Annotated in this window: 21 protein-coding genes and 1 pseudogene; 8 read left to right on the forward strand and 14 right to left on the reverse strand. The window is 66.2% G+C overall.

Features of this window, described 5'->3' with window-relative positions; all coding sequences use genetic code 11:
* Positions 1 to 11 precede the first annotated feature (11 nt).
* The 5 genes from dmpE to AC1DSF_RS09465 are packed head-to-tail and all read left to right on the forward strand — an operon-like array spanning position 12 to position 3,830.
* Positions 12 to 794, forward strand: coding sequence for a 2-oxopent-4-enoate hydratase (gene dmpE, locus AC1DSF_RS09445; RefSeq protein WP_478182730.1), 783 nt, complete (start codon positions 12 to 14; stop codon positions 792 to 794).
* Positions 795 to 807: 13 nt separating this feature from the next.
* Positions 808 to 1,737, forward strand: coding sequence for an acetaldehyde dehydrogenase (acetylating) (locus AC1DSF_RS09450; protein WP_478182731.1), 930 nt, complete (start codon positions 808 to 810; stop codon positions 1,735 to 1,737).
* Between the two features lie 10 nt (positions 1,738 to 1,747).
* Positions 1,748 to 2,812: a 4-hydroxy-2-oxovalerate aldolase gene (dmpG, locus tag AC1DSF_RS09455; protein ID WP_478182732.1), complete on the forward strand. Its 1,065-nt coding sequence runs from the start codon at positions 1,748 to 1,750 to the stop codon at positions 2,810 to 2,812.
* On the forward strand, positions 2,809 to 3,597 hold the full coding sequence (dmpH, locus tag AC1DSF_RS09460) for a 2-oxo-3-hexenedioate decarboxylase (RefSeq protein ID WP_478124488.1): 789 nt from the start codon (positions 2,809 to 2,811) through the stop codon (positions 3,595 to 3,597). Before dmpG ends, dmpH begins: the two co-directional genes overlap by 4 nt.
* A gap of 41 nt (positions 3,598 to 3,638) precedes the next feature.
* Positions 3,639 to 3,830, forward strand: coding sequence for a 2-hydroxymuconate tautomerase (locus AC1DSF_RS09465; protein WP_478182733.1), 192 nt, complete (start codon positions 3,639 to 3,641; stop codon positions 3,828 to 3,830).
* Between the two features lie 147 nt (positions 3,831 to 3,977).
* On the opposite strand, the pseudogene AC1DSF_RS09470 reads toward AC1DSF_RS09465, so the two are convergent.
* Positions 3,978 to 4,235 (reverse strand): annotated as a pseudogene (locus AC1DSF_RS09470) (helix-turn-helix domain-containing protein); the annotation flags it as partial.
* Between the two features lie 51 nt (positions 4,236 to 4,286).
* Between AC1DSF_RS09470 and AC1DSF_RS09475 the strand changes: the two are divergent.
* Positions 4,287 to 6,170 carry a CocE/NonD family hydrolase gene (locus AC1DSF_RS09475; RefSeq protein ID WP_478182734.1) on the forward strand — a complete coding sequence of 628 codons (1,884 nt, stop codon included), beginning with the start codon at positions 4,287 to 4,289 and terminating at the stop codon, positions 6,168 to 6,170.
* 9 nt (positions 6,171 to 6,179) lie between these two features.
* Positions 6,180 to 7,181: an acyltransferase family protein gene (locus AC1DSF_RS09480; protein ID WP_478124491.1), complete on the forward strand. Its 1,002-nt coding sequence runs from the start codon at positions 6,180 to 6,182 to the stop codon at positions 7,179 to 7,181.
* A gap of 18 nt (positions 7,182 to 7,199) precedes the next feature.
* On the opposite strand, the gene AC1DSF_RS09485 is transcribed toward AC1DSF_RS09480, so the two are convergent.
* Positions 7,200 to 7,949 (reverse strand): SDR family NAD(P)-dependent oxidoreductase, encoded by a 750-nt coding sequence (locus tag AC1DSF_RS09485; RefSeq protein ID WP_478124492.1) that lies wholly within the window; start codon positions 7,947 to 7,949, stop codon positions 7,200 to 7,202.
* 104 nt (positions 7,950 to 8,053) lie between these two features.
* Here AC1DSF_RS09485 and AC1DSF_RS09490 point away from each other — a divergent pair, with 104 nt between their 5' ends.
* Positions 8,054 to 8,941, forward strand: coding sequence for a LysR family transcriptional regulator (locus AC1DSF_RS09490; protein ID WP_478124493.1), 888 nt, complete (start codon positions 8,054 to 8,056; stop codon positions 8,939 to 8,941).
* Positions 8,942 to 9,051: 110 nt separating this feature from the next.
* On the opposite strand, the gene AC1DSF_RS09495 is transcribed toward AC1DSF_RS09490, so the two are convergent.
* The 12 genes from AC1DSF_RS09495 to AC1DSF_RS09550 all read right to left on the reverse strand — a co-directional run bounded on the left by AC1DSF_RS09495 (position 9,052) and on the right by AC1DSF_RS09550 (position 19,360).
* A complete protein-coding gene (locus AC1DSF_RS09495) occupies positions 9,052 to 9,597 on the reverse strand; it encodes an Ohr family peroxiredoxin (RefSeq protein ID WP_478124494.1) in 546 nt (181 codons plus the stop codon).
* Positions 9,598 to 9,714: 117 nt separating this feature from the next.
* Positions 9,715 to 10,470 (reverse strand): SDR family oxidoreductase, encoded by a 756-nt coding sequence (locus AC1DSF_RS09500; protein ID WP_478124495.1) that lies wholly within the window; start codon positions 10,468 to 10,470, stop codon positions 9,715 to 9,717.
* 64 nt (positions 10,471 to 10,534) lie between these two features.
* On the reverse strand, positions 10,535 to 11,014 hold the full coding sequence (locus AC1DSF_RS09505; RefSeq protein ID WP_478124496.1) for a carboxymuconolactone decarboxylase family protein: 480 nt from the start codon (positions 11,012 to 11,014) through the stop codon (positions 10,535 to 10,537).
* Between the two features lie 322 nt (positions 11,015 to 11,336).
* Entirely contained in the window at positions 11,337 to 11,972 is a 636-nt protein-coding gene (locus AC1DSF_RS09510; protein ID WP_478124497.1) for a peroxiredoxin-like family protein, read from the reverse strand.
* Entirely contained in the window at positions 11,969 to 12,892 is a 924-nt protein-coding gene (locus tag AC1DSF_RS09515; protein ID WP_478124498.1) for a glutathione S-transferase family protein, read from the reverse strand. The genes AC1DSF_RS09510 and AC1DSF_RS09515 overlap by 4 nt, the downstream gene beginning before the upstream one ends.
* A 223-nt stretch (positions 12,893 to 13,115) precedes the next feature.
* Positions 13,116 to 13,535, reverse strand: a complete 420-nt coding sequence (locus tag AC1DSF_RS09520; RefSeq protein WP_478182735.1) for a cupin domain-containing protein — start codon at positions 13,533 to 13,535, stop codon at positions 13,116 to 13,118.
* 73 nt (positions 13,536 to 13,608) lie between these two features.
* Positions 13,609 to 14,844: a bifunctional alpha/beta hydrolase/OsmC family protein gene (locus AC1DSF_RS09525; RefSeq protein ID WP_478182736.1), complete on the reverse strand. Its 1,236-nt coding sequence runs from the start codon at positions 14,842 to 14,844 to the stop codon at positions 13,609 to 13,611.
* Positions 14,845 to 14,924: 80 nt separating this feature from the next.
* Entirely contained in the window at positions 14,925 to 15,284 is a 360-nt protein-coding gene (locus AC1DSF_RS09530; RefSeq protein WP_478124501.1) for a hypothetical protein, read from the reverse strand.
* Complete coding sequence (locus AC1DSF_RS09535) at positions 15,281 to 15,913, reverse strand: glutathione S-transferase family protein (RefSeq protein ID WP_478182737.1); 633 nt, start codon at positions 15,911 to 15,913, stop codon at positions 15,281 to 15,283. Before AC1DSF_RS09535 ends, AC1DSF_RS09530 begins: the two co-directional genes overlap by 4 nt.
* Positions 15,910 to 16,863 carry an Ig-like domain-containing protein gene (locus tag AC1DSF_RS09540; protein WP_478182738.1) on the reverse strand — a complete coding sequence of 318 codons (954 nt, stop codon included), beginning with the start codon at positions 16,861 to 16,863 and terminating at the stop codon, positions 15,910 to 15,912. Before AC1DSF_RS09540 ends, AC1DSF_RS09535 begins: the two co-directional genes overlap by 4 nt.
* Positions 16,864 to 16,866: 3 nt before the next feature.
* Positions 16,867 to 18,102 carry a hypothetical protein gene (locus AC1DSF_RS09545; protein ID WP_478124504.1) on the reverse strand — a complete coding sequence of 412 codons (1,236 nt, stop codon included), beginning with the start codon at positions 18,100 to 18,102 and terminating at the stop codon, positions 16,867 to 16,869.
* Positions 18,103 to 18,235: 133 nt separating this feature from the next.
* On the reverse strand, positions 18,236 to 19,360 hold the full coding sequence (locus AC1DSF_RS09550) for an iron-containing alcohol dehydrogenase (protein ID WP_478182739.1): 1,125 nt from the start codon (positions 19,358 to 19,360) through the stop codon (positions 18,236 to 18,238).
* Positions 19,361 to 19,424: the final 64 nt, after the last annotated feature.

Genomic DNA, 19,424 nt, shown 5'->3' on the forward strand with positions numbered 1-19,424 from the left:
AAAGACTTCCCATGGACTCCACCCTCATCCAGCGGCTCGGCGACGAGCTCTACGACGCGCTGCGCGAGCGCAGCGTCGTGGACCCGCTCACGAGCCGGCACGATGGCATCACCATCGCGGACGCCTACGGCATCCAGCAGCGCATGATCGCGCGCCGCCTGGAAGCCGGCGAGCGCATCGTCGGCAAGAAGATCGGCGTGACCTCGCGCGCCGTGATGAACATGCTGGGCGTGTTCCAGCCCGACTTCGGCTATCTGCTCGACGGCATGATCGTCGGCGAGGGCGAGTCGATCGACAGCCGCACGCTCATCCAGCCCAAGGCCGAGGGCGAGATCGCTTTCCTGCTCAAGCGCGACCTCATGGGCCCCGGCATCGGCAACGCCGACGTGCTGGCCGCCACCGAATGCGTGATGCCCTGCTTCGAGATCGTCGACTCGCGCATCCGGGACTGGAAGATCAAGATCGCCGACACCGTGGCCGACAACGCCTCGTGTGGCGTGTTCGTGCTCGGTGACCACGCGGTCGATCCGCGCCGAATCGACCTGGCGACCTGCGGCATGGTGCTTGAGAAGAACGGCGAAATCATCGCCACCGGCGCGGGCGCCGCCGCGCTCGGCTCGCCGGTGAACGCGGTCGTGTGGCTGGCCAACACGCTCGGCGCGCTGGGCATCGGGCTCAAGGCGGGCGAGGTGATCCTGTCGGGCGCGCTCGCCGCGATGTTCCCCGCCCAAGCCGGCGACAACTTCCGCGTCTCGATCGGCGGCCTGGGCGGCTGCTCGGTGCGCTTCCATTGAAGGAGACAACCCCATGACGAACCCAACGAAGATCAAGTGCGCGCTGATCGGCCCCGGCAACATCGGCACCGACCTGCTCGCCAAGCTGCAGCGTAGCCCGGTGCTCGAACCCGTGTGGATGGTGGGCATCGACCCCGAGTCCGACGGCCTGAAGCGTGCCCGCGAGATAGGTCTGAAGACCACGGCCGAGGGCGTGGACGGCCTGCTACCGCATGTGAAGGCCGACGGCGTGCAGATCGCTTTCGACGCCACCAGCGCATACGTGCATGCCGAGAACAGCGCCAAGCTCAATGCCCTGGGCGTGCTCATGATCGACCTCACGCCCGCGGCCATCGGCCCGTTCTGCGTGCCGCCGGTCAACCTGAAGAGCCTTCTGATGGCGGGCGGCGCGCGTCCGGCCAACGTCAACATGGTCACCTGCGGCGGACAGGCCACGATCCCGATGGTGGCGGCGGTGTCGCGCGTGCAGCCCGTGGCCTACGGCGAGATCGTGGCCACTGTGTCCAGCCGCTCGGTCGGTCCTGGCACGCGCAGGAACATCGACGAGTTCACGCGCACCACGGCCGGTGCGGTCGAGCGCGTGGGCGGTGCGGCCAAGGGCAAGGCAATCATCATCGTCAACCCGGCCGAGCCGCCGCTGATCATGCGCGACACGGTGCACTGCCTGACCGAAGGCCCGCCCGACGAGGCGCGCATCACGGCCTCGGTGCACGAGATGATGGCCGAGGTGCGCAAGTACGTGCCGGGCTACAAGCTCGTGAACGGACCCGTGTTCGACGGCAACCGCGTGTCGATCTACCTGGAGGTGGAAGGCCTGGGCGACTACCTGCCCAAGTACGCCGGCAATCTCGACATCATGACCGCTGCGGCGGCGCGCACGGCCGAAATGTTCGCCGAAGCGATGCTCGCCAGCCTCCCGCAACCCGAGCCCGCCGTGGCCTAGGAGCACACTCATGACCACCACGAACACCCTCCAGGGCCGCCGCCTGACCCTGCACGACATGACGCTGCGCGACGGCATGCACCCCAAGCGCCACCTGATGACGCTCGAACAGATGAAGCACATCGCCAGCGGGCTTGACGAAGCGGGCGTGCCGCTGATCGAAGTGACGCATGGCGACGGCCTGGGCGGCAGCTCCGTCAACTACGGCTTTCCCGCGCATTCCGACGAGGAGTACCTGGGTGCCGTGATCCCGCTGATGAAGCAGGCCAAGGTGTCGGCCCTGTTGATTCCCGGCATCGGCACCGTGGACCACCTGCGCATGGCGCACGGCCTGGGCGTGCACACCGTGCGCGTGGCCACGCACTGCACCGAGGCCGACGTGTCCGAGCAGCACATCACCATGGCGCGCCAGCTCGACATGGACACGGTCGGCTTTCTCATGATGGCCCACATGGCCTCGCCCGAGACGCTGGTGCGCCAAGCGCTGCTCATGGAAGGCTACGGCGCCAACTGCATCTACGTGACCGACTCGGCGGGCTACATGCTGCCGGACGATGTCACGGCGCGCATCGGCGCGGTGCGCGCGGCGCTCAAGGCCGACACCGAGCTGGGCTTTCATGGCCATCACAACCTCGCGATGGGCGTGGCCAACTCGGTCGCGGCCGTTGCGGCCGGTGCCAATCGCATCGACGCCGCCGCCGCGGGTCTGGGCGCGGGCGCGGGCAACACGCCGATGGAAGTGTTCGTGGCGGTGTGCGACCGCATGGGCATCGAGACCGGTATCGATGTGTTCCGCATCCAGGACGTGGCCGAAGACCGCGTCGTGCCGATCATGGACCACATGATCCGCGTCGACCGCGACTCGCTCACGCTGGGCTACGCGGGCGTGTACTCGAGCTTCCTGCTGTTCGCCAAGCGCGCCGAGAAGAAGTACGGCGTGCCCGCGCGCGAGATATTGGTGGAACTGGGGCGGCGCGGCATGGTCGGCGGGCAGGAAGACATGATCGAAGACACGGCCATCACGCTGGCTCGCGCACGCCAGGCCGTGCAACAACAGGAAGGAGTGGCGGCATGAAGCTCGACAAGAACACCATCGCCGCGCTCGCCGAGCACCTGGAGACCTGTGAGCTGGAGGCGCGCGACACGCCCAAGATCACCGACGAGTATCCCGAGATGGATTGGGACGACGCCTACGCCATCCAGAACGAGATCCGCCGCCGAAAGCTCGCACGCGGCCATCGCATCATTGGACTGAAGGCCGGGCTCACCTCGCACGCAAAGATGAAGCAGATGGGCGTGACCACACCGGTCTTCGGCTTCATGGCCGACAACTACGCCGTGCCCGAAGGCGGTGAGTGCAAGGTGAGTGAGCTCATCCATCCCAAGGTCGAGCCCGAGATCGCGTTCGTCACCAAGCGCGCGCTCAGCGGCCCGGGCTGTCACATCGGTTCTGTGCTCGCGGCCACAGACTTTGTGCTGCCAGGCATCGAGGTGATCGACAGCCGCTACCGCGACTTCAAGTTCGACCTCAAGAGCGTGGTGGCCGACAACACCTCGGCCTCGCGCTTCGTGGTGGGCGGTCGTGCCGTGTCCGCGAGCGAGGTCGACCTGCGTACCGTCGGCATCGTGCTCGAGAAGAACGGCCAGCCCGTGGCCTTCGGCGCGGGCGCCGCGGTGCTCGGGCACCCGGCCGCGGCCATTGCGATGCTGGCCAACCATCTGGGCGCGCGCGGCGAGGAGATTCCGGCGGGCACGCTGATCCTGTCGGGCGGCATCACCGAGGCCGTAGCCGTGCAGGCCGGCGATGCCGTCACGCTGAAGGTGCAGGGGATGGGCAGCGTGGGCTTGCGATTCGTTTGATCTGCATCAATCACCGAAGCACATACCACTGGAGTAGACGAATGCCCTTTGCACAGATCTATCTCATCGAAGGTCGCACCGAGGAGCAGAAGCGCGCGTTGATCGAGAAAGTGACCAGCGCCATCATCGAGGCCGTCGACGCGCCGAAAGAGAACGTGCGCGTGTGGCTGCACGACATGCCCAAGGAAAACTGGGGCATCGGCGGCGTGTCCGCCAAAGACCTGGGGCGCTGAGCGGTTCGCGCCGCGGCGCGTCGGAAAGGTGTGGAATGGGCAGTGAGAAATCCACGGCGCTTGCCGCGTGCACGAATCAGAAGGTCTCGCCGCGGGTCGTCCTTTCCGATGCGGTCCGCACATCTGCGCACGCTCTTCAGCGACGAACCCGCCTTCAACAAGCACGGCGAGGTGCTTGAGGGCCGAAGGCAGCGCCATGCCCAGCGTTGCGGCCGGCTCGGACACCGAGGCCGGTCCGCGGCTCAGGCGGTCGAGCATGCCGCGGCGGGCAGAGGTCGCGTCGTTGAAGCGCCACGTCGGTGACCATCGCTTCCAGAAGATCCGGTTGAATTCGCGGCGGTACTTCGCGTAGCCGGAGCGACCGCCAACGTTTGTCGTGCGAAGGACTGTCGGTGACGCAGCAATGCCCTAACATCGCCACGCCGCCGATCCAGCAAGCCCCCGAGTACACGAACCATGAAGAAGTTCATCGTTGCCGCCATTACGCTCACCACGGCGTTCGTCACGTCGCTCGCAGCACATGGGCAGGATGTCCCGCTGGATCCCGACACGGGCCTGCCGGCGGCGCGGCCTTTCGATTTCCCCGCGCAGGGACCGGCCGCACCGTTCTGGGCCAAGCGCCTCACTGGCTATTTCACGACGACCGACGGCGTCAGGCTGCGCTACAGCGTGCTCTTGCCGAAGGCCTCGGGCAAGTTCCCCGTCATCCTGAGCATCAACGGCTACGACGCCGGCTCGATCGGCGGAACGCCCTATCTTCAGTACAAGACATCAATGTCGGTCGAGCTCGACAAGCGGCTCGTCGAGGCCGGCTATGCGGTGATGGGCGTCAACGCCGCGGGCAGCGGATGCTCCACAGGCCCGCTCGAGTACACGCGGCCGCAACTCGGAAGACATGGTGCCGAAGCCGTCGAATTCGCGGCGTCGCAACCGTGGTCCGACACCAAGGTCGGCATGGTGAACTGGTCGTACGGAGGTTCGTCCCAACTGGCGACGGCGCAGCACCGGCCGCTGCATCTTCGGGCCATCGTGCCCGGCATGGTGCTGACGGACTTCCGTGACGCCCTGATGCCCGGCGGTGTGCCGGCGCCAGGTTTCATCACGCCCTTGCGCGGCTCCATGCGCGCCTACTGGGAAAAGGTGGTTGCGCAGACCGCAACCGAAGAGGGCGATGCCGCCTGCCTGGCGCAGATCCGGAAGAACCTCGCGGCAGAGGACGCGAGCTCCGTGATGCACCTGTTCCTGTCGCATCCCCTTCGGGACGATCACATGAAGAGCTTCGACCTGGCGCCGCATGCAGACCGTGTGCAGGTTCCCGTGCTGTCGCTCGAAGCGTTCCAGGACCAGGCCATCACACCGCGCAGCGGTTACTACCAGGCCCGACTCGATCCGTCCAAGCTGTGGTCCGTGCAGACGAACGGTCGGCACGACATGTACTTGGCCGCGGATTTCCAGGCGATGGCGGTGCGCTTTCTCGACCGCTTCGTCAAAGGCGAGAACAACGGATTCGAGCGCGACACGCCACGCACCACCGTCTGGATGGAAACTGCCGAAGCAAGCGCGAGCGCCAATGCGCTGGAGCGGCGCGTCTCTCCCAAGCCGCGCTGGGTGGTGCAAAGGGGGCCGATCCGCAGCGACGACCTGGTCGTCAAGGCGTTCCACCTGGGTGCGGGCCATACGCTCGCCGATGCGCCCGGCTCCGGAGCCGCTGATGGCTTCGACTATCCCGGTACCGGTGTGGTCGTCAACGACATCGCGGGAAGGAGCTTCTGGGGTCCCTTGCCAGGAGACTGGGAGACCACGGGCGTGGCCTACACCTCGCCGCCGTTGGGTGAGGACATGATGGTCTACGGGCCGGGCAGTGCCGACCTCTGGGTCACGGCCAGCGCCGGCGACGCCGACTTGCAGGTCACCGTCACCGAACTGCGGCCCGACGGGCAGGAAACCTATGTCCAGCGGGGCTGGTTGCGCTTGTCGAACCGCGCCTTGGACACCTCGCGCTCGACGCCGTTGCTGCCCATCCGGCTTGAACGACCGGAGCAGCCCATGCCGCTGCTGCCGGGCCGGCCGGTGCTTGCGCGTGTCGAGATCAACAAGATGGGCCACTACTTTCGCAGCGGCTCGCGGCTGCGGATCTGGATCGACACGCCGGCCCAAACCGGTGGCCTGGTGTTCGACACCTTCACGCAGAAGCAGCGCCTCCATGTGCTGCACAACGCCAGGTACGACTCCCTGGTGCGGCTCGGCGTGCTGAAGGACGTCAAGGGACCGGCAAGCTTTCCGGCGTGCGGTGCGACGATCCTGCAGCCGTGCCGTGCGGACCCGCTGGCCACGCGCTGAGCCGCACGGATGTCCATGCCCTACAACCCGGCGCTCGACGGTGTTCGCGCGTTGTCCATCCTCGCGGTGGTCCTGTTCCACTGCCAGGTCCCCGGTGCGCATGGCGGGTTCGTCGGGCTGGACATCTTCTTCGTTCTGTCCGGCTACCTCATCACTTCGCTGCTGACAGCCGAGCACCGCCATGGCGGCATCGAGATCGGCCGCTTCTACGCGCGCCGGGCGTTGCGGCTGTACCCGACGCTGCTGCTCGTGGTCGCGGTCTACGTGGGGCTGGCCCCCATCCTCTGGCCGGCAGAGAATCGCTGGCTGTCCGCCGTGCTCGCCGCACTCTATGTCTACGACTATGCGCTGGCCTTCTGGGAGGTGGCCTACACCATCGGCCACACCTGGTCCCTGGGCGTGGAGGAGAAGTTCTACCTGCTATGGCCCCTGGTGCTGCCGCTGCTTCTGCGAACGCGCCACCCCGTCGGCTGGCTCGTATCGGCATTCCTGGCCGTGACCGCATGGCGCTATACCGTGGCCATGAACTGGACCTGGTCGCAGGCGTATTTCCGCTTCGACACGCGAATGAGCGCAATCCTGCTCGGGGCCATTGCGGCGCTGTCCCCTGTCAAGGTGTCGAGGCGCCTGCTCGCAGTGGCCTGCATGGCACTGCTGGTTCTCACGACCTTGCCTTCGCTGCCCACGAGCCACCAGACCGAAGCGGTCACGCTGCGCATCACATTGGCGGAGTTGTCGGCATTCGTGCTGATCTGCTACGCCGCAGCGCATGGGAGCGCGGCGTTGCTCGCGTCGCGGCCCATGGTCTACATCGGCCGGCTGTCCTATGGCATCTATCTTTGGCATTTCCCATTGGTGCTGCTGCTGCGCGATAGGCAGCCGCTTTGGATCACGCTGAGCGTGACACTTGCGTTCTCGTTCACGATGGCGGCGATCTGCCTGCATTTGGTGGACATGCCCCTGAAGCGATGGCGTCAGAAGGCCTGGCCGCAGGTCCGCAGCACCGCGTGAGCGCCGTGCATTGGCCTTTCAGGTCAGCGCCATCCCGCCGTCGACCTTCAGGTTGACGCCCGTGACGAACACGCTGTCGTCGCTCGCCAGGAAAAGCGCTGCCTGCGCCAGCTCGTCCGGTTTGCCCAGGCGTCCCAGCGGGATCGCGGCCGACATGGCCTTGTCGAACTCGGGCCGCGCGGATTCCGTGATGCCCAGCTTCCCCAGGATCGGCGTGTCGACCGGTCCGGGGCTGAGCACATTGACGCGGATGCGGCGCTCCTTGAGTTCGAGCGCCCAACTGCGTGCGAAGGCCTCGATGGCGGCTTTGCTGCCTGCGTAGACCGCGTGGTTGTCCATGACCTTGCTGGCGGCGATCGAGCTCGTGAGAATGATCGAGCCGCCATCGCGCATGAGTGGCAGCGCCTTGGTCACGCCGAAGAACACGGCGCGCGCGTTGGTGGCGAACTGTACGTCGTAGTTGTCCACGGTGACGGCAGATGATGGCTCGAGAATGGCCGTGCCCGCATTGGCCACGTAGATGTCGATGCCGCCAAAGCGTGCCATCACCGGAGCGAGCAGACGGTCGTGCATTCCCAAATCCGCCACGTCGCCGACGAAGCCCATCGCCTCTGGACCGAGGCTCGCCAACGCCGTGTCCACGGCGTCCTGGCGGCGACCCACGATGACGACACGGGCGCCTTCAGCGGCGAACGCCTGGGCGCAGGCCAAGCCGATGCCGCTGTTGCCGCCGGTGATCACGGCCACTTTGCCCGAGAGTTTTTGCATGATGCTTTTCCTTGTTCAATGAAGAGAGAAGCCTTCAATCTAGGGCGTCCCCGTGAACTCCAGTAGTGGGAAAAAATGGAAACACTTGTGCCTCGGAGTCTTCAATGAATGTTCTCGACCACGCGCCCGGATTGATGGCCTTTGCCACTGCTGTCGAGGCCGGATCGTTCAGTGCGGCCGCGCGGATGCTGGGCACCTCACCGTCGGCAGTTTCCAAGGGCGTGGCGCGGCTGGAGCAACGCTTCGGCGTGCGGCTCTTCCAGCGCTCGACGCGGTTGCTGTCGCTCACGCAGGAAGGCGCCGCGTACTACGAACGCATCGCGCCGCTGCTGCGCGCGCTCGACGAGGCGAGCGACGTGATGCAGCCAACGGGCATAGCGCGGGGCGTGTTGCGCATCACCGCCCCCGGCGACCTGGGTCGCATCTTGCTGGAACCCGTCGTCGGCAAGTTCCTGCCCAGGCACCCTGAGCTGAAGCTGGAGATGAGCCTGGCCGACCGCCATGTCGACCTGATCCGCGAGGGCTACGACATCGCCATCCGCGCAGGGGATGTGGCGGACTCCGACCTCACCGCGCGGCGCCTCGCTGATCTGCCGCTCGCGCTGGTTGCGTCGCCCGGATACCTCGCGAATCGCGGCACGCCCGACTCGGTCGAGGCTCTGCACAGCCACGCGCACGTGCGCTACATGCTGGGCGGCAAGGCGTTTCCGATCCGCTTTGCCGATGGCACGGTGCTGAACCCCGCCGGCGTGTTCGACACGGACAACAGCGTCGCTCTGCGCATCGCGGCGCTCGGCGACCTGGGCATCGTGCAGATCCTGCGCCTGTTCGTGCAGGACGACATCGATGCTGGTCGATTGGTGCCCGTGCTGCCGTCCCAGCCGTTGCCGCGTGTGACCATCTCGGCCCTGCATGCCTTCGGGCGCCAGGCGCCGGCGCGTGCACGTCTGTTCATCGAGTTCCTCGCGGCGCAGCTCGAACGTCTGTCCTGAAATAGCGCAGCCTTGCAGACCCAGCTTTCGCCACGCCGGCGCCGTAGGCCGGATCGGCCCGGGTGATGGGTGATGGGTGCCCCGCCTGAGGGCGCAGAGGGGGTGGACTCCTAGGTCGCCAGTGCCACGATGGTGGTGATGCCGTTGCGCGCCATCTTGGCGTACGGACAGAACCGCTCGGTGCTGCGCACCAGTTCCTCGGCCACGCTTTTCTCGACGTCGGGCAGGTGAATCCAGACGTCGGCCGTGAGCATGAAGAGCCCGTCGACGGGGTCGCGACCGAACGCGACGGACATCTGCACGTTGGCGTCGTGGACCGGAATCCTTCTTTTCGCGGCCAGCAGGTTCAAGGCCCCATGGAAGCACGCGGCGTAGGCTGCTGCGAACAGCTGCTCCGGGTTGGTGCCGTCGCCGTCTCCGCCCAGGGCGGTGGGAAGGCGAAGCTGCACGTTCAGGTTGCCGTCGTCGGAGCGCGCCACGCCCGAAGCCCGTCCGTGTTCGGCTTCGCCGCCGCTCACTGTGACGACCGTCGAATAGATCGGTTCGAACTCCTGTCCCTTGTACCTGTCGAGCAACGCGACGGGAGGCGGTTGCAATCGACCTCGTTGCGCCGCTTTCGCTGCGAAGACGCCGGCTTTGTCTTTCTGCGTGGGCATTCCAGGCTTCCGTTCAATTCAAGGAGGGAACGCTTTGGGGTTCACAAGGAAGGGGGGGGGAGACTTGGGGCAGCAGCCCCCGGCCGCGTCAGGCGGCGGCCGAGGGCGGACTTCGCATCAGCGTGCGGGCTTGGGCAGTGCGTACCAGGCTTCGAAGTTGAGCGCGCCGATGCGTGGGTTGGCGCCCGGCACCAGCGTGTCGTCCTTCAGCTCCGCGCCGAAGTAACGCGCGTGCACGTCCTGGACGACCTTGCGCGGATCATTGGTCTTGGCGAGAAAACGCTGTACCAGATCGGACAAGCGAACGCGCTCGGGGCCCGCAATTTCGACCACGCCGTTCACGGGGCTGCCCAGGGTGTAGTCCGCGACGGCGGCGGCGACGTCATCCGATGCGATCGGTTGTACGAAGGCCGGCGAGAGATGCACGGTGTCACCGTCGGTGCCCGACTGCGCGATGCCGCCGAGGAACTCGAAGAACTGCGTCGAATGGACGATGGTGTACGGAATCTTCGATTCGCGAATCAGCTTTTCCTGCGCGATCTTGCCGCGGAAGTAGCCGCTTTCGGAAAGGCGGTCGGTGCCGACCACCGACAACGCGACGTGGTGCTTCACGCCGGCCACGGCTTCCGCGGCCAGCAGGTTGCGCCCGGACGTCTCGAAGAACTCGAGCACGGCCTTGTCCTCGAACGAGGGCGAGTTCGCCACGTCCAGCACCACCTGCGTGCCTTGCAGGGCCTCGGCCAGGCCTTCGCCGGTGATGGTGTTCACGCCCGAGGCGGGTGACGCGGCGACGACCTCATGGCCGGCGTCGCGCAGCTTGCTGACAACCTTCGAGCCGATGAGGCCCGAGCCGCCGATGACAACGATCTTCATGATGATTTCCTTGTAGCCCGCAAGGGGCCGGGTGGTTGATGGAAACGGTTCCTGCCAGCGGGGCTCAGGAGAGCTTTGCCTTGTCCAGGCCGAAGACCTTGTCGGAGGCTCCGGGCACGCTCTTGAAGGCGATGTTCAGGCGGCTCCATGCGTTCGTCGACATGACGAGGAAGGTGAGGTCGGAGATTTCCTTTTCCGACAGCTGCGTGCGCACGCGCTCATAGATTTCGTCGGGCACGCCTTGCTCGGGCAGCTTGGTCAGCACTTCGGTCCAGGCCAGTGCCGCACGCTCGCGCGGGATGAACAGCGTCGATTCGCGCCATGCGGCCAGGTGGTACAGGCGCAGCTCGCGCTCGCCCTGGATCTTGGCCTGCTTGACGTGCATGTCCAGACAGAAGGTGCAGCCGTTGAGCTGCGATGTGCGGATCGACACGAGGTTGCGAAGCGGCTCTTCGATCGCGCCCTCCTTGATGGCATTGAGGAACTCGACGAACTTCTTGAAGAGTTCGGGCGACTGCTCGACATAGTTGACACGTTGGGTCATGACTGGCTCCTGGAAATGGGTGGCGGATGCCTGTACTCAGACTCGGCTGAGTCATCCGTTTGCGAAGATCGCGTAGACAGGGAGGTAGCGTAGGTTTGGCAGGTCGCCACCGGTAGCCACGCACAAGGCTTCACGGTGTTGCCCCTCGCGCAACAATCCGGCGGGGGACTCGGCATGTTTCCGAAATGGCACCAGTCGAAAGTGAAAAGCGGCGAGACCGCGTCCTAGAATTTCGCCCAACTGAGCAGCGAACTGTCGATCCGCCAAGCGACGAAGCCCGTCAATTCCTGGCGGGCTTCGTCATTTGGGACGGCTGCAGGCCTCAGCCTCCACCGGCTGCCGAAGGCGCACGGCTGCGTACGAGGTCCTCGATGACGCGCAGCACATCGGCCGGCTCCGCGCGCTTTCGGATGTCTTCCTCGATGTGTGCGAAACGGATGCGGCCTTCTTCGTCGATCACATAGGTCGCAGGGACCGGGAGCACCCACAGGCCGTTGCCATTGAGGACGGGGATGTCGGTGCCCACCGAACCGTAGAAGCTCACGAGTTCGGGAGGAAGCGTGAAGGCCAGCTCGAAGCCATTGGCGGCCTCGAGGTCGGAATCGCTGAGCACGGTGAACGCGAGCTGGTTGTCCTCGGCCGTTCGCATCGAGTGATCAGGCGTCTGCGGCGAGATCGCCAGGAGCATGGCACCAAGCCTTGCCAGGTCGTCTGCGCGCTGATGCCAGGCCCGCAGCTGGAGGCTGCAGTAACCGCACCAGCCGCCGCGGTAGAAGACCAGCACGAGCGGTCCCTTGCGCCACACCTCCGAAAGGCGGACCGGACGACCGTCACCGTCCGGCAATGTCGCGTCAGGCGCCAGGTCGCCGGCACGCTTGGCGCGGGCAGCGATGCCCGTGGCGTCGAACACCGCATCGGCGGCGTCGTTGTGGTCAAAGGCGGAAAGTTGCGCGCTCATGGCGGGGTTCCCAAAAGTGAGGACAGGTCGAGCCGGATCGCGCCATTGCTGACATAACGCGAGAAGTTCTGGAACGGAATGGCTGCCTGTGCGCGGTAGTTCTCGTCCTGCCAGCTGAAGACCGTGTCCATCCGGACGACCTCCACCTGCACGAGACCACGGCGCACTTCGAGCTCGGGGCCGTCGCCTTCGCTGTACTCGACCACGCCGACCACTTCGGCCGTCAGCGTGGTGGCCAGGTTGTCGCGGATCCGTTCGGTCAGGCGCATCAGCTGATCAGGCGCACTGGGCGCACGTTCGGTGTGCGGCGCCAGACCTTCCTCCATCACGAGCGCCGCATGCACCCCTTCGTCGGCATGCATGCGGCGAACGAAGGCAGTCAGGTGTTCGAAGCCGTGCAGGCCGACCTTTGTGCCGATGGCCCAGCGCAGCATCACGAAGTGATAGGCATCGGCAATGGAACGCTGGCCCGTGAGCCATTCGCGCCCGGCGAGTTGCGCATCGAGCCGCGCGAGGTACTCGCGCACGTGGCTGCGCGCCGTGGCAGCCAGTCGCGCCGCCTGGCCGGCGTCCGGCAGGTAGCGCTCGGGAAAGAAGATCGGCCTGAACGCCTTGTGCACATCGGAGTTCAGGAAACCGAGCCAGCGCATCACCTCCGCCCGCGCGCGCGGCGAGCCGTCGCCTGCCAGCTGCAGTTGCGGATGCAGGTCCGCAAGGTAGCCAAGGATGGCGACGTTTTCGGTCAGCGTGAAGTCGCCATCCACAAGCAGCGGCACTGCGCCTGTCGGGTTGAGTGCCAGGTACTCCGGCGTCTTGATGCTGCGGCGGTCCATGCGCACCGTTTCGTACGGCTGGCCGGACCACTCGAGCACGATGTGATCGGCCAGCGCGCTGGCGCCGGGCATGTAGAAGAGTTTCATGGCGGGGGTCCTGTGTGCGTGTGCCGGCTTCCTGTTGCAGGAAGCAAGGGATGCCTTCCACCCGCCGCGTCGCCGTGTTGCTGGTCGGATTTACGCGGGGACACCGCGCCGACGTGAGTCTGTCCCGTGCACGAACGGGTGGAAAGTGCACGCCTCATTACAGCCGCCTCGGCGATCTGACACCCGTCATCTTCGTTGCGGCGGGTGGAATGCAACCGGTGGGTTATTTCACTGGAATGAAGAACTCGGCACCCTTGTTCTTCACGAGCATGACGACGAACTTCGCGGGCTTGGTCTTGCTCGCGTTGCGCCCGACGGTGTGGATGTCGTCGGGGCCTTCGTAGAAGGTGTCTCCGGCCTTGAGCGTGACTTCCTTGCCGCCTTTGACGCCCATCACGATCGAGCCCTCGAGCACGTACACGTAGCTGTGGGCGTCATGGCGATGCACGGGGTCAACGGCGCCGGGCGGGTAGTCCACCGTGATCATCAGCACCTCCTTGCCGGGGATGTCCTTCATCTCCTGGGTCAGCAGCGGCGTCACCTTCGCGTCTTTGGGCGTGCCGTGCGCGGTGGCGTGCTGTGCCATGGCGGCGCCTGCGGCGAGCACAAATGTGAGCCCGAGGCTTCTTGCGATCTTGATCATGGTCTTGCCTTTGTTGGTGCGATGGATGAATCGTAGGATCGGGTTTCCGGGTGCGGTAGGCCTGCGCGATGGATCACGGTGTTGTCTGCAAGGCACCAATCGCGCAAAGGCCGCTGCGCTCCGGGGGCTCCCCTTCCACAGGCTCGAAGCGCGTACCCGCTTCGAGCGTTCGGTGAACGGGGCATCGCTGCGCCATTTCCAGAAGCTCCTCGCGTTGCGCCTGCGTGAGGGTGCCCTCGATGGACACCCGGCGGCTGAAGACATCGGGCGGGGAGGCCGACTTGTCCTTTCGGTGACTCACCGCGGTGCGGATGCGCGCGACCTGCCAGCCCTTGCTGTCGGCGTAGTGGCGCAGCGTCATGGTCGTGCAGGCGGCGAGCGCGGATGACAGGAGGTTGTAGGGTGTCGGTCCCGAACCGAGCCCTCCCACCGTTGCGGGTTCGTCGGCGAGCCAGCGCGAGCCGCCCGAGCGCAGCGCGAGCTGGAATTTGCCCAACCCCGTTTCTTCGGCCTCGGCATCCGCCGCGATGGGGTGCCCGGCGGGCGGCTCGGGCAGGTAGGGGGTCGCCCAGGTCGCGATGAGGCGCGCGACCTGTTCGGCGTCTTCGCGCTTGGACAACAGATGGTCCGCATCATCGAGCGAGACGAAACTCTTCGGATGCCTTGCCGCCAGAAAGATGCGCGTGGCGTTCTCGATGTCGACCGTCCGGTCCTGCGGCGCGTGCAGCAGCAGCAGCGGCCGGTGAAGTGCCGCGATGCGCGCACCCGGGTCGTGTGCGCGCAAGTCGTCCACGAAGGCCTTGCCCACCGCCATGGGCCGTCCGACCACCTGGACCAGCGCATGGCCCTCGGTCTCCAGGCGCGCAAGACCCGCCGGATCCAGCAGGTGCAGCACCTGGGCTACGTCGAACGGCGCGGCAATGGTCGCAACCGCTCGCGCGCCCGCGATGCGGCCTGCCGCGGCGAGCACGGCGGAGCCGCCCAGGCTGTGACCGATGAGCAGGCGCGCCGGCATGCCGGCGGCCTCCATGGCGTCGGCGGCAGACACGAGGTCCTGCACGTTCAGCGAAAAGCTCGCGTCGGCGAAGTTGCCCTCGCTGTCGCCCAGCCCGGTGAAGTCGAAGCGCAGCACACCGATACCCACGCTGGCCAGCGCGCGAGCGATGCGCACGGCCGCGAGGTTGTTCTTGCCGCAGGTGAAGCAGTGCGCGAAAAGCGCCCAACCCCGCTGAATGCCCTCGGGCATTTCGAGGCTGCCTGAGAGGCGGTGTCCCTGGGCATTGGTCACTTCGAAGGGGCGTGTGGGCACGGGGCGAGTTCCTGTGTCTGGAGCAGATGCGTTCGGATGGGGATGCGTCCGATGCGCGCTGCGCCTTGGGCCAAGGGGGCTCAGGCGTCGGGCGCGGTCGAGTCGCGCCAGCACAGCGCCGCAAGCACAGCACCTTCGCCGTCGATCTCGAATTCGTCGGGCAGCGGCCCGTCGATTCGTTCCAGTTGCACGGCGCCGGCCAGCCGTTCCCGCAGATCGCGTGCCCAACGGCTACCGTGAGCCATCCAGGCGGGGCTGATCTCGTCGCCGTCCAGCGAGGGTTCCAGCATGACGATGACGCGCAGCATGGGCTCGTCGGTCGCCTGGACGGCCCACAGCCGCCGCACGGCGGGCTGTTCGGCGTACCAGTGGGCGAGCGCGCCCGAGGTGGCGCAACGCGGCTCGGAGGCTTCGGGGGAAGCCGCCAGCGAAAGTCTCATGGCGTTCCGGCTTGCTGCGCCATATCGCGCTCTGCGTCCAGCGCGGCTTGCACGCCGGCGTCGCCGTCCATCATCCGGACGAAGCGTGCGAGGTTGTCCAGGCCCTGCATGTCGACCTTTTTGACCGCCGACCAGCGCGAGAGCACGAAAAGGTACGGGTCGGCAATGGAGCGTTCGCCGGTGAGCCAGTCGCGCCCTTCGAGTTGGTCATCGAGTCGCGCGAGATAGTCGCGCACGTGGCCGCGCGCGTTATCGGCCAGCGCGGGCGCCATCGCCGCGTCCTTCAGGAAACGCTGCGGCACGAAGATCGGCTTGAACGCCTTGTGCACATCCGAGTTGAGAAAGCCCAGCCAGCGCATGACCTCGGCGCGGGCGCGCGGTGAGCCGTCGCCGAGCAGGCGCGCTTCGGGGTACAGGTCTGCCAGGTAGCCGAGGATGGCGACGTTCTCGGTGAGCGAAAGGTCGCCATGTACCAGCAGCGGCACCGTGCCGCCCGCGTTGATGGCAAGGTAGTCGGGCGACTTGATGCTTTCCAGGCTCATGCGCACCGGCTCGTGGTCTGCGCCGATCCACTGGAGGACGATCAGGTCGGCGAGGGAGCATGCGCCGGGCATGTGATAGAGCTTCATGATGTATCCGTTGGGTTGAAGTGAGTCCTTCGCTTTCGGCGGGGCAGTCGGCCTCGCGTCGTGAAGGAGAGGCTGGCGAACGATTCGATGCTAGGCAGGCGTGCACAGTGGCGGTAGGCCTGTGTGGGGCTGCACTGTGTTGTCGCCGGCGCACCAATCGTGGCGTTGGCCAATGACGAGGTCGAGTCCACGGTGAATGCAAGTGCGGCATCGGCGGGTACAGTCTCCGGCGCGTCTGCGGGCGTTTCGAAGCGTCCGCCAAGGCGATTGCCGGCCGGGTCTTCGAGGGTCCCGCGGACGATCAGTCGGTATTCGCCGGCGCGCCATGCGGTGTGTGGCGTAAACGACCAGGTGCGCTCGCCGTCTTTCAGCAGGGCTTGGCCACTCACGCGCCGGCCGTGTGGGTCTGCGATCGCGATGTAGTCGGCTTGCCGGCCATCGATGGCGTCGTCCAGCGTCACGACGAGCGCTTGCTTCGATGCGGCGCGCACGGACGACAGGCGCCATGCCGCCACGGCGGGACCGCTCGTGTCCGGGGAGCCGACGCGCCAGTGATGGATGGGATGGCCGTCAAGCGTCAAGGTCACATCGTCTCCCTCGAGCAGGATCGACCCCAGCACATCACGCGCTTTCAAGCCGGTCTTGACGCGGCCTGGATGCATCAGCACGGTCAGGACTCGGCCGCTGGGCGACCAGAGTTCCTGCTCGAGAAACGGTTGCGTGAGCGGCTTTCCGTCGGGGCGCAGCAGTGCGAGCCTCGGCAGCACCGGGCCTTCGATCGGTGTCGCGAACTCGATGGACAGGCGCAGCAGGTTGGCCGGCACCTGGCCAGCGGACGGCTGGACGCGCACCATTTGCGCAGCTGCGGGGGATGGCGCGGCAGGTCCGGCGTGCGACGCGCCCAGCATCACGACGAGCGCCACGGCACCGCATAGTCGGCGAAGACGCACGGCTTACTCCGATGCCTTGATCAGGTCCGGGAAGCCTTCGTCCTTCAGCAGGATGTCCTGCCGGGGTTTGATGTTCTGCAGCTGGAAGTTGTCGCCCTTGAAGCTGTACTCTGCGAAGGCGTACTCCGAGACGTGGTCGGTCAGCCGGAAGCTCAGTTCCTTGCCGATGGAAACGAGCTGCAGCGCGTCCTTCTCGAGCCGGCGACGCACGACGACGAACGATTTCTCGTCGAGATTGTCCAGCCGCAGTGTGCCGGCCAGCGGGGCCTGCATGACTTCGACACCCGCGAGCTGCCCGAAAGGCACCTGCTTCTCGATGCCAGGACGCGAACCCGTCGCCTCCAGCTGCGACACGGGAATGACGTTCGACACGCGGTCGAAGTTCGCCAGCAGCAGGAAGTCTTCGGTCTTGCCTTGCTCGGTGCGCGAATAGGCAATCATGTCAGCCGGCGTGTTGCCGTAGCCGAGTTCGGCGACGGTCTTGCCGCGGATATGCGCGCCATCCTTCAGGTCATCCAGTGGGATCGTCACCAGCGGCGTGCAGGTGTAGGCGGCCACCAGGTAGGGCTTGCCGCCCCAGCTCGCGAAGCTCATCGCGCGGATCGGCGCGCGCGTCTCGATCAGGTTGTGGCCCGCGTGGTAGATCTCCACCGAGGTGATCGACTGCTTCGTGTCGAAGGGGTACTTCACCCGGCGCAGCGTCGAGGCGAAGTCCTGGTTGGAGAGGCCGGCAACGAAGAGTTCGCCTTCGCGCCACTTCATGTCGGTGACCGTGAAGCTGCGCTCCGGCGTTTCCTTCCAGAAGCTGTAGTCCGAGGTGGGCGCGTCGCGCAGTGCGACCGACGTAGAGGCCGCCGCCTTCAAGTCGACGCGGCGCGCCTTCTTGTCGCTGGTGACCATGATGAGCGCTGGCGTCTTCGCGGCGCCGTAGCTCACAGCCACGTACACCTGCGCGGTGCCAGGCCGCACGACCATGTCCTCGACAGTGACCTTGGCGCCGCCGACCTGGGCGGAGAGCAGGCTCTCCAGGTCAAGGATGTTGAACGCCGTGCCTGCCGGCCGCTGCTGTGCCGCAGGTAGCGAGATCGCGTGGACGCGGGCGGCTTTCCAGTCGGCGATGAACAGGATATTGCCGGGGCCCGCGGCAAGGCGGGAGATGGACTTCACATCCGCCGCGACGGCGTTGAGAGAGGCACCGAGGCAGCAGGCGAGGGCGGTGACGATGGTGCGCAGACGCATGGGGAGCTCCTTGAAGGTTGGATGGACCCATCGATCCTAGGAACGGCCGGCCCTCGGCGGTAGGTATGCGAGAGGGAGCACGGCGTTGTCTGCAAGGCACCAATGCGTTTGCGGCCAGGCGCTCACCAAGGACTTACCAGAGGCTATCGAGCAGCGCGTCGAGCTTGACGCTCGCGTTGTTGCCCAGGTCGGCGACTTCATTGGGGTAGTTCTTCTTCAGCAGCCGCGCGACCTCGGGGAGTTTGGCCCGGTCGAGATCGAAGGCGCCGATGCGATCGGGCAAGCCGAGCGACCTCACCACTTGCGAGATGCTGTCGGCCAAGTGAGCGGCGGCATCCACATCGCGCGAAGCGCCGGCATTGATGAAGATGCCGAGCTTGTCGCCGTAGAAATCCGCGCAGGCGCGAATCACCGGTGCCAGCGTGATGCAGGACGTCGCACTGTGCGGCAGGCCGAAGGTGCCGCCCAGGATGTGGCCGATGCGATGGCTCAGGCCGTAGATGACCGAGGCGGGCGAGAAGTAGCACTGCCAGGCCGCCAGCTGCAGCTGCAGCAGGTCGTCGGGGGTCACCAGCCCCTTGTCCAGCGCCTCGCGCGTCGTCATGGCCTGCGGCCACTTCTGCAGCACCTTCAGGAACCGCTCCAGTCCGCTTGCCGCCATGATCGCGTGGGGGTGCTCCTTCGTCACCTTGCGCATGCCTTCCACCGCATGATCCATGCCCTTGATGGCGGATGACAGCAGCAGCGCGCGCGGCGTGTCGAACACGAGCACGGGGTCGATCACGACCGCCTTAGGCACCGTCTCGCGCACCGCATAGCTGCGCTTGAATTTCTCGGGGCCGTCGGTCTCGGTGATGCCGAAGTAGTGAGAGAACTCGGAGCCCGAGAGCGTCGTCGGCAGCGCCGCGATGGGCAGGTAGCGTCCCGTCTTTTCATGGTGCAGGTAGGACACGGCCTTGGCCGCATCGAGCACCGAGCCGCCGCCCAGCGCCACGATCGATTCGGCGCCGGCGTGCAGGCAGGCGTCGAGGCCGGCTTGCACCGCCACGTCGGGCACGTGCGCCGGCAGTTCCATGAAGCTGCCTACGGACTGCTTCAGGTTGGGGCGCACGCACTCCTGGTAGAGCTTCGTCAATGGTTCGACGGTGAACGCCATCGGGCGATGGATGCCGTGCTCGCCGAGCCGCGCCACCGCGCCTTGCAGGATGTGATGGCCCCAGAAAATGCCGTCTTGCGGCAAGCAATTCAAATGATTCATCTCGATCGGCCTTGTGGAAGTCAGGGCCGAAAAGATAGGTCCTTCACCGATCGCTCACAAGCCG

Source organism: Variovorax sp. 01N429, from assembly GCF_056399425.1.